The 14,389-nt window shown below is 75.4% G+C and carries 10 protein-coding genes and 2 pseudogenes; 9 read left to right on the forward strand and 3 right to left on the reverse strand.

The features are described from left to right. Nucleotides 1-228 (reverse strand): annotated as a pseudogene (locus G6556_RS10680) (hypothetical protein); the annotation flags it as partial. A gap of 13 nt (nucleotides 229-241) precedes the next feature. After that, nucleotides 242-1,243 (reverse strand): ketopantoate reductase family protein, encoded by a 1,002-nt coding sequence (locus tag G6556_RS20220; protein WP_166941138.1) that lies wholly within the window; start codon nucleotides 1,241-1,243, stop codon nucleotides 242-244. A gap of 131 nt (nucleotides 1,244-1,374) precedes the next feature. On the opposite strand from G6556_RS20220, the gene G6556_RS10690 reads away from it, so the two are divergent. Continuing rightward, the gene (locus G6556_RS10690) at nucleotides 1,375-2,598 is read left to right on the forward strand and encodes an amidohydrolase (protein WP_166941140.1); all 1,224 of its coding nucleotides are present in this window, start codon (nucleotides 1,375-1,377) and stop codon (nucleotides 2,596-2,598) included. 188 nt (nucleotides 2,599-2,786) lie between these two features. Then, nucleotides 2,787-4,229 carry a trypsin-like peptidase domain-containing protein gene (locus G6556_RS10695; protein WP_205693309.1) on the forward strand — a complete coding sequence of 481 codons (1,443 nt, stop codon included), beginning with the start codon at nucleotides 2,787-2,789 and terminating at the stop codon, nucleotides 4,227-4,229. 165 nt (nucleotides 4,230-4,394) lie between these two features. Here G6556_RS10695 and ppdK read toward each other — a convergent pair whose 3' ends face one another. Beyond that, a complete protein-coding gene (gene ppdK, locus G6556_RS10700) occupies nucleotides 4,395-7,106 on the reverse strand; it encodes a pyruvate, phosphate dikinase (protein ID WP_166941142.1) in 2,712 nt (903 codons plus the stop codon). Between the two features lie 207 nt (nucleotides 7,107-7,313). Here ppdK and G6556_RS10705 point away from each other — a divergent pair, with 207 nt between their 5' ends. The 7 genes and pseudogenes from G6556_RS10705 to G6556_RS10735 form a co-directional block, all read left to right on the forward strand. Beyond that, nucleotides 7,314-8,324, forward strand: coding sequence for a PhoH family protein (locus G6556_RS10705; protein ID WP_166941159.1), 1,011 nt, complete (start codon nucleotides 7,314-7,316; stop codon nucleotides 8,322-8,324). Then, nucleotides 8,321-8,773, forward strand: a complete 453-nt coding sequence (ybeY, locus tag G6556_RS10710) for an rRNA maturation RNase YbeY (protein WP_154729469.1) — start codon at nucleotides 8,321-8,323, stop codon at nucleotides 8,771-8,773. Before G6556_RS10705 ends, ybeY begins: the two co-directional genes overlap by 4 nt. Before the next feature lie 52 nt (nucleotides 8,774-8,825). After that, the gene (locus G6556_RS10715) at nucleotides 8,826-10,139 is read left to right on the forward strand and encodes a hemolysin family protein (RefSeq protein WP_166941144.1); all 1,314 of its coding nucleotides are present in this window, start codon (nucleotides 8,826-8,828) and stop codon (nucleotides 10,137-10,139) included. Then, entirely contained in the window at nucleotides 10,136-11,053 is a 918-nt protein-coding gene (gene era / locus G6556_RS10720) for a GTPase Era (protein ID WP_166941146.1), read from the forward strand. Before G6556_RS10715 ends, era begins: the two co-directional genes overlap by 4 nt. A gap of 68 nt (nucleotides 11,054-11,121) precedes the next feature. After that, nucleotides 11,122-12,618 carry an acyl-CoA thioester hydrolase/BAAT C-terminal domain-containing protein gene (locus G6556_RS10725; protein ID WP_346774835.1) on the forward strand — a complete coding sequence of 499 codons (1,497 nt, stop codon included), beginning with the start codon at nucleotides 11,122-11,124 and terminating at the stop codon, nucleotides 12,616-12,618. A 77-nt stretch (nucleotides 12,619-12,695) separates the two neighbouring features. Continuing rightward, nucleotides 12,696-13,532, forward strand: coding sequence for a protein phosphatase 2C domain-containing protein (locus G6556_RS10730; RefSeq protein ID WP_166941155.1), 837 nt, complete (start codon nucleotides 12,696-12,698; stop codon nucleotides 13,530-13,532). Next, nucleotides 13,529-14,389: pseudogene (locus tag G6556_RS10735) on the forward strand (hypothetical protein); the annotation flags it as partial. The gene G6556_RS10730 and the pseudogene G6556_RS10735, both read left to right, overlap by 4 nt.

Here is a 14,389-nt window from a genome sequence, read left to right on the forward strand (position 1 = left end):
CACCGCCCACACCCAGCGGTCGACGCGGGTGGACGGCGGGCCGGCGGGCAGCGGCTTGGCGGTGGGCGCGGGGGAATCCGGCGCGGCGCCGTCGGGGGAGCCCGCCGGGTCCGCGCCCGGGACGCCGCGACCCGCGGGTCCGGGCGCGCCGTCGCCCGCCCGCTCGGCTCGCGACCCGGTCCCGTCGTCGTCCGCCCGGGCCCCGCCCGTCGCCTCCTCGGTCAGCACGTCGCCGCTCCGCTCAGGCCGCGGCCCGGGCCGCGCCGAGGATCTCGGCCGCGTCGTGCCCGCCCGGCTGCTCACCGGCGGCCGCGGCGGCCTCGGCCAGCCGGAGCAGCGCGGCGTTCAGCGGCGTCGCGACCCCGTGCAGCCGCCCGAGCAGCACGATCTCGCCGTTCAGGTAGGCCGCCTCGATCGACCCGGCGCCGCGCACCAGGCTCTGCCAGGACGACCCGCCGCGCCGGGTGACGCCGGGCAGGTCGACCAGCGTGAAGTCGCCGCGCGCCGCGGCCTCCTCCTCGGGGGAGGTCGGCTCGATGCCGGCCGCGGCCAGCACCGCGCGGGCCTCGGCGGCCGTCGCGGCCAGCAGCTCCTTCGCGGCGGGCTCGCGCACCGGGCCGCAGAGGGCCTCGACGGCGTTGCCCAGGTTGCTCAGCAGCTTGGCGTACTTCCAGGCCATGACGTCCCGCACGACCGGCGCGCGGAAGCCGACGGCCTCCAGGTCCGCGCTGACGGTCGCGAGGTCGGGGTCCGGCTCGCCGGCGGGGTAGGAGCCCACGGTGAGCACACCGGTGACCGGGCTGCCGGCCGCCGACACCCGCCCGGGCTCGAGGAACGTCGCGGGCAGCCACACGCACATGCCGGCGACCCGGGCGAACCGGCGCAGCGCGGTGCGCTCGTTGTCGACGCCGTTCTGCGCGCAGACCAGCAGCAGGTCCTCGCCCGCGGTGCGGCCGCCGGCGACCGGGCGGCCCGCCCACTGCGCCGTCGTCGCGGCGGTGTCCTGGCCCTTGACGGCGAGCACGAGCACGTCGCCGGGGCGCAGGTCGACGTCCTCGGGGCCGGCGGCGGTCGCGGCCCGCACGACCCGCGCGCCGGCGGGGGTCGTCAGGTGCAGGCCCTCGTCCCGCAGGGCGTCCAGGTGGGCGCCACGGGCGACGAGGACGACCTCGCGCCCCGCCTCGGCCAGCAGCCCGCCGATGGTCCCGCCGACCGCGCCGGCGCCGATGATCACGTATCGCACGCGTGCCACCGTGCCACACCCGGCGGCCCCGTGGCGTGCCGGGTCGGCGGCCGGACACGGCCCGACCCGGCGGGGCCTGGGCGCGGGCCCGGGGTGCGGACCGCCCCGGGCGCGGACGTACGGTGGAGGTCATGACCCCCTCTGTCGTCGCCATCACCGGCGGCCATGTCGTCCCCGTCTCCTCCGACCCGATCGACGGCGGCACCGTCCTGATCCGCGACGGCCGCATCGAGGCCGTCGGCGCCGACGTCGCGGTCCCCGAGGGCGCGACCGTGATCGACGCGACCGGCCGCTGGGTGCTGCCCGGCTTCGTCGAGGCGCACGGCCACGTGGGCATCCACGAGGAGGGCGAGGGCGTCGCGGGCAACGACACGAACGAGATGACCGGCCCCAACATGGCGGCGGTCCGCGCCATCGACGCCGTCAACATCGACGACGAGGGCTTCCGCGACGCGCTGTCCGGCGGCGTCACCTCGGTGGTCGTGAAGCCGGGCTCCGGCAACCCGATCGGCGGCCAGTCCGTCGCGATCAAGTCCTGGGGCGGCCGCACCATCGACGAGCAGGTCATCAAGGCCGCCGTGAGCGTGAAGTCGGCGCTCGGCGAGAACCCCAAGCGGGTGTACGCCGAGAAGAAGCAGACCCCGTCGACCCGGCTGGGCACCGCGCTGATCATCCGCCAGGCGTTCACCGACGCGCAGCACTACCGCGCGGCCCGCGCCGCCGCCGAGGCCAAGGGCGAGCCGTTCAAGGTCGACCTCGGCCTGGAGACGCTGGCGCGGGTGCTCGACGGCGAGCTCGCCTGGGACCAGCACGCGCACCGGCACGACGACCTGGTGACGGCGATCCGGCTCGCGGACGAGTTCGGCTACCGCCTCGTGCTCAACCACGGCACCGAGGGCCACAAGATCGCCGACGTCATCGCCGAGCGGGACATCCCGGTGATCTTCGGCCCGATGTTCACCTCGCGGTCGAAGGTCGAGCTCCGGGACCGCGCGATCGCGAACCTCGCGGCGCTCGCGAAGGCCGGCGTCCGGGTCGCGATCACCACCGACCACCCGGTCGTGCCGATCAACTTCCTCGTGCACCAGGCGACCCTCGCGGTGAAGGACGGGCTGCCGCGCGTGACCGCGCTGGAGGCGCTGACCGTCAACCCCGCGTCGTTCCTCGGGCTGGACGACCGCGTGGGCGCGCTGGAGCTGGGCCGCGACGGCGACGTCGTGATCTGGTCGGGCGACCCGCTCGACGTGCACGCCCGGGCCGAGCACGTGCTCATCGAGGGCCGCACCGTCTACACCTGGGACGACGCGACGCAGACGGCCCACGTCGTCGAGCGCTCGGAGCGCTTCACCGCCTGACCCCGCCCGCCGAGTTCGGCACTCCGACGTCGAGTTCGGCACCTCCCGGTGCCGAACTCGACCCGCGAGTGCCGAACTCGGAGGAGGGTTCATGGGTGGCGCTCAGGGAGGATCCAGCGGGCTTCCGGGGTCGCGGCGTTCTCTTGCTCCTGTCGGCGCCACAGCGGCGCCCCGCAGGAGGTGTCCCCATGGACCAGCACGACCAGGCGTCGTCGGCCGCGCAGCCCGAGCGCGCGGACGCGGCCGCCACCCAGCCGCTCGCCGCTCAGCCGACCACCGCGCCGCAGCCGGCCGTCGACCCGGCCTTCGCCGCCGCGTACCCGGGGTACGCGCCCCACGCGCCGTACCCCGGCCACCCGGGCCACCCGGCCGCCGCGGCGCCGCCCGCCCCGCGCCGCCGTCGCCGCGCCGCCGTCGCCCTCGTCGCGTCCGGTGCCGTGGCCGCCGGCCTGGTGCTCGGCGGGTCGGCGATCGCGGTCGGCTGGCCGGGGAGCACCGCGGACCCGGGCCTGACCGCCTCGGCCGGCCGGGACGGCAGCGCGTTCGGGCTGGGCGGGTCGAGCGGCTCCGCCCGGTCGAGCGGGTCGTCGTCCGGCTCGGGCTACGGGTACGGCTACGGCAGCCCGTCGACCGGGCTCCCCGGCTCGTCGTCCGGCTCGTCGTCGACCGCCACGCTCGACACCAGCACCGCCACCGACGCGCAGCAGCAGGGCGTCGTGCTCATCAACACGGTGCTCGGCTACCAGTCCGCCGAGGCGGCCGGCAGCGGCGTGGTGCTCACCTCCGACGGGCTGGTGCTCACCAACAACCACGTCGTCGAGGGTGCCACCGAGATCACCGTGACGATCGGCAGCACCGGCGAGACCTACACCGCCGAGGTCGTCGGCACCGACGCGACCTCCGACGTCGCCGTGCTCCAGCTCCAGGGCGCCTCCGGCCTGACCACCGCCACGCTCGACTCCGACGACGACCTCGCCGTGGGGGACGCCGTCACCGCCGTGGGCAACGCGCAGGGCGGCGGCGTGCTGCTCGCCGCGGACGGCACGGTGACCGCGCTCGACCAGTCGATCACCACGCAGGCCGAGGGCGTCTCCTCCGGCGAGTCGCTGACCGGGCTGATCCAGGTCGACGCCGACGTGGTGTCCGGCGACTCGGGCGGCGCGCTGCTCGACGACCAGGGCGAGGTCGTGGGCATCACCACCGCCGCGTCCTCGGGCTCGGCCGACATCACCGGGTACGCCATCCCGATCGACGACGCGCTCGACGTCGCGACCCAGATCATCGCCGGCGACGACACCGACGCGATCACGCTCGGCTACCCGGCGTTCCTCGGCGTGCAGCTGGCGACGGGCGCCACCACGACGGTCCCGGGCCTGGGCGGCTCGACCGGTTCGACGGGCACCGGCGCCACGATCGCGGGCGTCATCGACGGCACCCCGGCGGCGCAGGCCGGCCTCGCGGCGGGCGACAGGGTCACCGCGGTCGACGGCACGGCCGTGGCGGACGGCGACGCGCTGAGCGCGGCGCTCGCCGAGCACGCCCCCGGCGACCAGGTCGCGCTGACCTGGACCGCCACCGACGGCACCACGCAGACGGCGACCGTCACCCTGATCGCGGGCCCGGCGGACTGACCAGCCGTCGAGGTCGTCGGTTCCGTCCGCGGCGGGCGGTGCGCAACCGACGACCTCGGGCGCGACCGACGACCTCGCCACGCGCGTCCGCGCACGGCCGGACCGGGCGCCGCGCCGCCGCCTCCCCGGTGTCCCAACCGGGCGGGCGGCGCCGCGCGCGCCCCCTCACCGGGCGTCGGAGTCGGCTCCCTGGATCGCGGCCCTGCCGGCCTCGAGCCGCGCGACCGGAACCCGGAACGGCGAGCAGGACACGTAGTCCAAGCCCACCGAGTCGAAGAACCGGATCGACTCCGGGTCACCGCCGTGCTCGCCGCACACCCCGACAATGAGGTCCGGGCGGGTGGCCCGACCCTCCTCGACGGCGATGCGGACGAGCCTGCCGACGCCCTTCGTGTCGATGGTCTCGAACGGGGAGACGGTCAGCACCCCGTTCGCGAGGTACTCCGGGAAGAACGCCGCCTCGACGTCGTCCCGGGAGAACCCCCACGTCGTCTGCGTGAGGTCGTTGGTGCCGAACGAGAAGAACTGCGCCGTCTCGGCGATCCGGTCGGCGGTGAGCGCCGCGCGGGGCAGCTCGATCATCACGCCGACCGGCAGGTCGAGCGCGACGCCCCGCGCCTCGCCGACCTCGGCCATGATCCGCAGCGCCTCGTCGCGGACCAGGTGCAGCTCCATCACGGAGCCGACCAGCGGCACCATGATCTCGGCGTGCGGGGTGCCGCCGGCCTCGAGCCGGTCGGCCGCCGCCTCGCAGATCGCGCGGATCTGCAGCGCGAACAGCCCGGGCACGACGAGCCCGAGCCGGACGCCGCGCAGGCCGAGCATCGGGTTGGCCTCGTGCATGCGGCGGACCGCCGCGAGCAGCTTCGTGTCGTGCGGGTCCTCCTCGCCCCGCTCCCGGGCCAGCGCGACGCGCACGGCCAGGTCGGTCAGGTCGGGCAGGAACTCGTGCAGCGGCGGGTCGATGAGCCGGATCGTGGTCGGCAGGCCGTCCATCTCGGCGAGCAGCGCGCCGAAGTCCGCGCGCTGCAGCGGCAGCAGGGCGTCGAGCGCCGCCTGCCGCTCCTCGTCGTCGTCGGCGAGCACGACCCGCTCGACCAGCACCCGCCGCTCGCCGAGGAACATGTGCTCGGTGCGGCACAGCCCGATGCCCTCCGCGCCGAGCGAGCGGGCGCGCCGGGCGTCCTCGGCGGTGTCGGCGTTCGCGTGCACGCGCAGCCGGCGGGTGTCGTCGGCGTGCGTGAGCACCCGGTGCACCGACCGCACGAGGTCGGCGGTCTGCTCGTCGCCGCCGGCCTGGGCGAGCGCGGCGTCCAGGCCGTCGGCCAGGTAGGTGCTGACGGGGGAGGGGACGACGGGCACCGCGCCGAGGTACACCTCGCCGGTCGAGCCGTCGATGGCGATCACGTCGCCCTCGGCGACCTCGTGCCCGCCGACCTTCATGGACCGGGCGGCCGGGTCGATGTCGAGGGCGTCGGCGCCGACCACGCAGGTCAGCCCCATGCCGCGTGCGACGACCGCCGCGTGCGACGTCTTGCCGCCGCGCGCCGTGAGCACGCCGACCGAGGCGATCATGCCGCCGAGGTCGTCCGGGTTGGTCTCCCGCCGGACCAGCACCACGTCGTCGCCCGCGGCGGCGCGCGCCTCGGCCGTGGCGGAGTCGAACACCGCGTGCCCCACGGCGGCACCGGGGGAGGCGGCCATGCCGGTCGTGAGCAGGGTGCGCTCGGCGTGCGCGTCGAACCGCGGGAACATCAGCTGGGACAGCTGCGCCCCGCTGACCCGGGACAGCGCCTCGTCCATGGTGATGAGGTGCTCGTCGACCAGCTGGGTCGCGATCCGGAACGCCGCGGGCGCGGTGCGCTTGCCGACCCGGGTCTGCAGCATCCAGAGCTTGCCGCGCTCGACGGTGAACTCGACGTCGCACAGGTCGCGGTAGTGGGTCTCCAGCCGGCGCATCGCCTGCCGCAGCTCGGCGTAGGCCTGCGGGGAGACCTGCTCCATCTCGGCGAGGCTCAGGGTGTTCCGGATGCCGGCGACGACGTCCTCGCCCTGCGCGTTCGCCAGGTAGTCCCCGTAGTCGCCGGAGTGGCCGGTCGCGGGGTCGCGGGTGAACGCGACCCCGGTGCCGGAGGTCGGGCCCAGGTTGCCGAACACCATGCTGACGACGTTGACCGCGGTGCCGAGGTCGTCCGGGATGCGCTCGCGGCGGCGGTACAGCCGGGCGCGGTCGGTGTTCCAGGACCGCAGCACGGCGACGATCGCCAGGTCGAGCTGCTCGCGCGGGTGCTGCGGGAACTCGCGCCCCGACTCCGAGCGCACGATCTCCTTGTACGCCTCGACGAGCTGGCGGAGGTCCACCGCGTCCAGGTCCACGTCCTGCTCGACGCCCTTGGCGGCCTTGGCCTTGTCCAGCGTGTCGGCGAACAGGTCGCCGTCGATGTCGAGCACGGTCTTGCCGAACATCTGGATCAGCCGCCGGTAGGAGTCCCAGGCGAACCGCTCGTCCTGAGCGAGCTCGGCGAGCCCGATGACGGACGCGTCGTTGAGCCCGACGTTGAGCACGGTCTCCATCATCCCGGGCATGGAGAACTTGGCGCCCGACCGCACGGAGACGAGCAGCGGCTCGTGGAAGTCGCCGAGCCCGCGCCCCAGCGCGTCCTCGAGCCGGCGGACCGCCATCGTGACCTGCACGCGCAGCTCGGGCGGCAGGTGGCCCGTGCGCATGTACGCCCGGCAGGCGTCGGTGGTGATGGTGAAGCCGGGCGGCACCGGCAGGCCGAGGCGGGTCATCTCGGCGAGGTTCGCGCCCTTGCCGCCGAGCAGGTCCTTCTGGTCCTTGCCGCCCTCGGAGAAGTCCTGGACGTAGCTGGCCACGTGCACCTCCGGTCCGACCGCGGGAGCCCCGTCGCACCCGCCCTCCCTACTCTGCTCCCCGCGGTCGCGGTTCCGGTAGGGCCGTCGGCACCTGGCGCCGGCCGCCGGCGACCGGGAGAATCCGGGGGCGGTCCGTCGGTGGTGGTCGGTAGGATGGGAGCACCAGTCCCGCCTCGATGAATGGAGCGCACGGCGCACGCCGAGCACATGGCCGAGACCACACCTGATCGCCCGCGGCGATCGCTCCCCGGCACCGCCCGGGTCGAGCACCGGATCACGATCCCGTCGAGCGTGTCCATGGTCGAGCTCCTGGGGATGGACGACCAGGTCCTGCGCGCCGTCGAGGGCGGGTTCACCAGCGTGGACGTGCACGTCCGGGGCAACGAGATCACCCTCGGCGGCCCCGCCGGCGACGTCGCCCTCGTGGCGCGGCTCGTCGACGAGCTCGTCGAGACCGCCGTCGCCGGCACGCCCCTGACGCCCGACGTGGTGACGCGCTCCGTCGCGATGCTCACCGCCGGCACCGCCACGCGCCCGGCCGACGTCCTGACGTTCAACATCCTGTCCTCGCGCGGCCGCACCATCCGGGCCAAGACCGCGGGGCAGAAGGAGTACGTCGACGCGATCGACCGGAACACGATCACGTTCGGCATCGGCCCCGCGGGCACCGGCAAGACCTACCTCGCGATGGCCAAGGCCGTGCAGGCGCTGCAGGCCCGCCAGGTGAACCGCATCGTGCTGACCCGGCCGGCCGTCGAGGCGGGGGAGCGGCTCGGGTTCCTGCCCGGCTCGCTCAGCGACAAGATCGACCCCTACCTGCGTCCGCTGTACGACGCGCTGCACGACATGGTCGACCCCGAGTCGATCCCGCGGCTGATGGAGGCCGGCACGATCGAGGTCGCGCCGCTCGCCTACATGCGCGGTCGCACCCTCAACGACTCCTTCATCATCCTGGACGAGGCGCAGAACACCTCGGCCGAGCAGATGAAGATGTTCCTCACCCGCCTGGGCTTCGGGTCCAAGGTGGTCGTGACCGGCGACGTCACCCAGGTCGACCTGCCCTCCGGCACGACCTCCGGCCTCCGGGTGGTGGAGTCGATCCTCGACGACGTGGACGACGTCGCGTTCTGCCGGATGTCCTCCTCGGACGTCGTCCGGCACCGCCTGGTCAGCGACATCATCGACGCCTACGCACGCTGGGACAGCAACAGAAGATGAGCATCGAGGTCAACAACGAGTCCGGCCACGAGGTCGACGAGGCGGAGTTCGCCGCGCTCGCCCGCTTCGTCCTGGACCAGATGCACGTGCACCCGCAGACCGACCTGTCGATCCTGTTCGTCGACACCGAGGTCATGACCGACCTGCACGTGAAGTGGATGGACGAGCCCGGCCCGACGGACGTGCTGTCCTTCCCGATGGACGAGCTGCGCCCCGGCCGCGCCGACGAGCCGACCCCCGCCGGGCTGCTCGGCGACGTGGTGCTGTGCCCCGAGGTGGCCGTCGAGCAGGCGCGCACCGCGGGCCACTCCACGGTCGAGGAGCTGCTGCTGCTCACCACGCACGGGATCCTGCACCTGCTGGGCTATGACCACGCGGAGCCGGAGGAGGAGAAGGAGATGTTCGGCCTGCAGCGCCAGCTGCTGCTGACCTTCCTCGCCGGACGATGAGCACACCCCACGGAACCGCTCGCTGCGCTCACGCTTCCGCGGGGACCCCGAGATGACCGCCGGCGTCCCGCTCGGGCTGCTCGCGGTCCTGACGGTCCTGGCCCTGCTCGTCGCGGCCGTGCTGTCCGCGGGCGAGGCCGCCGTGCTGCGGCTGTCCCGCGGCGTGGTCGCGGACCTGCTCGCCTCGCGGCACCCCGCGGCCGACCGCGTGCGGCGGCTCACCGAGGACCGCGCGGCGGTCGCCGGGTCGGCGGGCGTCGTCCGGCTGCTGTGCGAGATGGTCGCGGCGGTCTGCCTCACGCTGGCGATCGCCGCCTCGTCGCTGCCCTGGGCGGCCGAGCTGGTCGTCGCGGTGGCGACGTGCGCGTTCCTCACGGTCGTGCTGGCCCGGCTCAGCCCGCGGTCGCTCGGCCACCGGTACCCGCGCCAGGTCCTCACCGGCACGTCCCGGCTCCTGCTCGCGGTCCGCGCGGTCGCGGGTCCGCTGGTGCGGGTCGCCCCGGCCGCCGGCACCGACCTGGACGAGGACGAGCTGCGCGAGATGGTCGAGCGCGTGGGGGAGTCGCCGTCGATCGACCTGGACGAGCGCGCGATGGTGCGCTCCGTCCTCGGGCTCGGCGACACCCTGACCCGCGAGGTCATGGTCCCGCGCACCGACATGGTCACCACCCACGAGGCGACGCCGCTGCGCAAGGTGCTGTCGCTGCTGCTCCGCTCCGGCTACTCCCGGGTGCCGGTGGTGGGCGAGGGCGTGGACGACCTGCGGGGCGTGCTCTACCTCAAGGACCTGGTGCGCCGGATGCAGGACGACCCCGAGGGCGCCGAGGCCCCCGCCGGCTCCCTGGTCCGGCCCGCGGTGTTCGTGCCGGAGTCCAAGCCGGTCGACGAGCTGCTGCGCGAGCTGCAGGCCGGCGCGAGCCACATCGCGATGGTCGTCGACGAGTACGGCGGCATCGCCGGCCTGGTGACCATCGAGGACGCCCTCGAGGAGATCGTCGGCGAGCTGACCGACGAGCACGACCCGCACGCCCCGCAGGTCGAGGACCTCGGCGGCGGCACGTACCTGGTGCCCGCCCGGCTCGCGAAGGACGAGCTCGGCGAGCTGTTCGGGCTCGAGGTGGAGGACGACGACGTCGACACCGCGGGCGGCCTGCTCGCCAAAGCGCTCGGCAAGGTCCCGATCCCGGGATCCGCCGGCGAGATCCACGGCCTGCGCCTCGTCGCGCAGGGCACCGAGGGCCGCCGCAAGCGCGTCGCCCGGGTGCTCGTCTCCCGTGCCCCGGAGCCGGACGACGACGCGGAGCCCCGCGAGTCCGCCGACGCCGGCGCCACCACGACCACCACCACCGACGGACCCCTGACATGACGGAGACCCCCGTGACCCACCGCTCCGGCTTCGCCTGCCTCGTCGGCCGGCCCAACGCCGGCAAGTCGACGCTCACCAACGCGCTGGTCGGCCAGAAGGTCGCGATCACCTCCGGGCGCCCGCAGACCACCCGGCACACGGTCCGCGGCATCGTGCACCGTCCCGACGCCCAGCTCGTGCTCGTGGACACCCCCGGGCTGCACCGGCCGCGCACGCTGCTCGGCGAGCGGCTGAACGACCTGGTGCGCGACACGCTGACCGAGGTCGACGTGGTGGGCTTCTGCCTGCCGTCGGACCAGAAGGTCGGCCCGGGCGACCGGTTCATCGCGGAGCAGCTCGCGCAGCTGGGCCGCCGCACCCCGGTCGTCGCGATCGCCACCAAGGCGGACCTCGTCGGCAAGCAGCGGCTCGCGGAGCACCTGCTGGCCGTGTCCGAGCTGGGCGAGTGGGCCGACATCGTCCCGGTGTCCGCGGAGTCGGGCTACCAGGTCGACGTCGTCGAGCAGGTGCTCGTCTCGCACCTGCCCGAGGGCCCCGCGCTGTACCCGGAGGGCGAGCTGACCGACGAGCCGGAGGCCGTGATGGTCGCCGAGCTCGTGCGCGAGGCCGCGCTCGAGGGCGTCCGCGACGAGCTGCCGCACTCGCTGGCCGTCGTGGTCGACGAGATCGTGCCCCGGGAGACCGGCGCGGGCGAGACCCCGATGCTCGACGTCCGGGTGCACCTGTTCGTCGAGCGGGACAGCCAGAAGGCGATCGTCATCGGCCGCGGCGGCTCCCGGCTCCGCGAGGTCGGCACCACCGCGCGGCGCGGCATCGAGGCCCTGCTCGGCTCCCGGGTCTACCTCGACCTGCACGTGAAGGTCGCCAAGGACTGGCAGCGCGACCCCAAGCAGCTCGGGCGGCTGGGCTTCTGAGCACCGCGGCCACGCAGCAGGAGCAGGGGGTCCCCCCGGAGGCGCACCACCACGGGGATAATCGCGACGTGCGCTACCGGACCGCCGCGGGGACCGTCGTGGGCGCGGTGGTCCTCGCCGTGCTCGGGGCGCTCATGGGCCCGCAGTGGGCGCCGGTGCCGCTGACCGACCCGCTGACGGTGCAGGCGCAGTCGACGGCGATCACCGACGCCCCCGCGCTCGGCACGTACCCGGTGCGGTCGTCGGTGCTCACGGTGCAGCTCGACGGCGTGGACGTCGAGGCGCGGCTGCTCATGCCGGTCGGGGTCGACGGCGACGTGCCGGCCGTGGTGTTCGTGCACGGCGCGGGCACCGGGAAGTTCGACGACGCGTTCGTCGACCAGGCGCGGTCCCTCGCCGAGTCCGGCGTGGCCACGCTGGTGCCGAACAAGCGCCTGGACACCTACACGCTGCGGCACCGCGACTACGTGGCGATGGCCGACGACTACCTGCGCTCCTGGGACCTGCTCCGCGGGCTGCCCGGGGTCGACCCCGGCCGGGTCGGCGTGTACGCCGAGAGCGAGGGCGCCTGGATCGCGCCGGTGATGGCCGCGGACCAGCCGGGCATCGCGTTCGTGGTGCTCGCGTCCGCGCCGGTCGTGCCGCCGCGCCAGCAGGCCGCGTTCGCCGTCGACTCCTACCTGCGCAACACCGGCGTGCCGCAGCAGGTGTTCCGGGCGATCCCGCGGGCGGTCGGGATGTCGCTGCCCGGCGGCGGCCTCGACTACGCGGACTTCGACGTCGCGCCCTACCAGCGCCGGATGACCCAGCCGGTGCTGGTCGTCTACGGCACGGCGGACGCGTCCATGCCGGTCGTCCAGGGCGCGGAGCAGATCATCCGGGACCTGGCGATCGCGGGGAACACGGACTACACCGTCCGCTACTACCGCGGCGCCGACCACGGCATCCGGGTGGACGAGGTGGTCGCTCCGGCGTTCCTGCACGACCTGGGCGGCTGGGTGCAGGGGCTGCCGGCGACGGCGTCGGCGTCCCCGAGGATCGCGGGCCAGCAGCCGGAGCAGCTGTACTGGGCCGGGCCGGTCCCGCAGCCGCGGTGGCTGGGCGACGGCGACGTGCTGCTGTTCCTGGTCGCGGGCGCGGTGGGCGTGCTGGTGCTGCTGCCGGTCGGGCGGCTGGCGGTGGTCGGCGTCCGGCGGGTGCGCGGGCGCGAGCCCGGCCGCGGGCGGGACCAGGTGCTGACCCGCCGGCTGGCCCTGCTGTCGGCGGCGTCGGTGGCGACCGTCGTCCTGCTCGTCTGGTACCTCGTCGCGGTGGCGCGGCTCGCGGTGGGCTACGAGCGCAACGGCTGGGTCGTGCAGGGCGGCTGGATCGCCGTGCGCGTGCTCGGCCTGGTCGCGGTGTACGCGGCTGCGGCGGTCGTGGTGCGGCTGCGGCGGCTGCGCCGGGCCGGCGAGCCGATGGCGCACGGGGTGCTCGGGCACGTGGTCCTGTGGGGGACGTGCGCGGCCAGTGCGGCCCTGCTGGTGGTGCTGGCGTACTGGGGCGTGTACCAGCTCGGCATCTAGCGGCTGTGGACGATGCGGTGCGTGGCGCCGCGACCAGGCACCATGGTGCCTGCGAGGGCGACGAGGGGAGAGCACGGGTGCGGACGACGTGGGGTTCGGCGACGGACCGGGGGCGGGTGCGCGCGCTCAACGAGGACGCGCTGCTGGCGCACCCCCCGGTGTTCCTGGTCGCCGACGGCATGGGCGGGCACGAGGCGGGCGACGTCGCCAGCCGGCTCGCGGTCGAGGAGTTCGGCGCGCTCGCGGGCCGGAGCGCGGTCGACCCGTCCGACCTGCACGCGTGCTTCCGCAGCGCCGCGCGCCGGATCCGCGGGGCGTTCGAGCGCCGCGAGGGCGGCACCACGGTGGCCGGGGTGGCGCTGGGCGAGCACGACGGCGCCGCGCACTGGCTGGTGTTCAACGTCGGCGACTCGCGCGTGTACCGCTGGGCGGACGGCGAGCTCGCGCAGCTGACCGTCGACCACTCCGTCGTGCAGGAGCTCGTCGACTCCGGCGCGCTGAGCCGGGACGCCGCCGAGCAGCACCCGGAGCGGCACGTGCTGACCCGCGCCCTCGGCACCGGGGCCGACCCGGAGCCCGACTACTGGACGCTGCCCGCCCGGCCGGGGGACCGCCTGCTGGTGTGCTCCGACGGCGTGACCGGCGAGCTCGCGCCCGCGGACCTGGCCGACGTGCTCGACCGCGTCCCGGGCGCGGCGGCGGCGGCCGCCGAGCTCGTGCGCCGCGCCGTCGAGGCGGGCGGCCGGGACAACGCCACCGCGGTCGTCGTGGACGCCCTGGGTGACGAGCCGGACGGGACGGATTCACCCGGATGGCTCGCGTTCGGCACCGGTCCTGCCGATAGGACATGGGACGAGACGGTCGACGGGGCCACCATCCCGCGACCGAGAAGCCACCAGGAGGACCGTCGGTGATCGTGCCCGAGTACACCCCCGGCGAGTGGTACGCCGTCGTCGCGGGAGGCGTCGTGCTGCTGCTCGCCCCGTCGACCCCGCCCGAGGTCGTGCGCGACGTCTGGGCCACCGCGCCGGAGCGCGGCGGCGGCCTCGGCGCGCAGCTCGACGCCCTCGTGCGGCACGGGCTCGGCGGGCTGCACCCGTTCGCCGCCGTCGACCTGACCGGCGGCAAGGTGCACACCGCGCTGCGCGGCGACGTCGAGGTCGAGGTCGTGCGCGGCACCCGCGCCGAGGTCCTGTCCGCGCCCGAGGTCGTGTCCTGGTCCGAGCGCTCGGTCGGCTCGGCCGAGGAGGTCACCGTCCGGGTGTCCGGTGCCGGCCGCGGCGCGGCGCTGCCCATCGTCAGCGGTGTGGTGCGCGCGTCGCGGGTGCGGGTGCGGCTCACCGGCGCCGAGCCGGAGCGCGAGGTCGCCGCCGCGCCCTCCGAGCCCGTCGTGCTGCCCGCGGCGCCGACGCCGGTCGCCGTGGCGCCCGGGCGCGACGCGGCCCCCGTCGTCGCCGCGCGCGAGCCCGAGCCGACCGAGGCCGTGGCCGAGCCGGCCGCGTCCGCGCCGGCCGCCTCCGCGGACCAGCCGTCCGGCACCGAGGTCGTCGAGGGCGCCCCGGTGCCCGGCGAGGTCGTGGAGGGCGAGCTGGTCGAGGCCGAGGTGGTCGAGGAGGCCGCACCGGGCGTCGCCGCACCCGAGGACGCGCCCGCCGAGCCCGAGGCCGTCCCCGCGGAGCCGGTGGACGCCCCGGCCGAGGTGCAGGAGCACGACGCCGTCGCCGCGGCCCCCGAGGCCCCGGCGCCGGCGGTCGGCGGGACGGCGGGGGCC

The sequence above is a fragment of the Cellulomonas sp. IC4_254 genome (genome assembly GCF_011603975.1).
Lineage (GTDB): Bacteria > Actinomycetota > Actinomycetes > Actinomycetales > Cellulomonadaceae > Cellulomonas.

Coding starts and splice junctions, on each gene's coding strand:
- G6556_RS10690 (WP_166941140.1), top strand. CDS start 1,375: ATGACCCCCTCTGTCGTCGCCATCACCGGCGGCCATGTCGTCCCCGTC.
- G6556_RS10695 (WP_205693309.1), top strand. CDS start 2,787: ATGGACCAGCACGACCAGGCGTCGTCGGCCGCGCAGCCCGAGCGCGCG.
- G6556_RS10705 (WP_166941159.1), top strand. CDS start 7,314: ATGGCCGAGACCACACCTGATCGCCCGCGGCGATCGCTCCCCGGCACC.
- ybeY (WP_154729469.1), top strand. CDS start 8,321: ATGAGCATCGAGGTCAACAACGAGTCCGGCCACGAGGTCGACGAGGCG.
- G6556_RS10715 (WP_166941144.1), top strand. CDS start 8,826: ATGACCGCCGGCGTCCCGCTCGGGCTGCTCGCGGTCCTGACGGTCCTG.
- era (WP_166941146.1), top strand. CDS start 10,136: ATGACGGAGACCCCCGTGACCCACCGCTCCGGCTTCGCCTGCCTCGTC.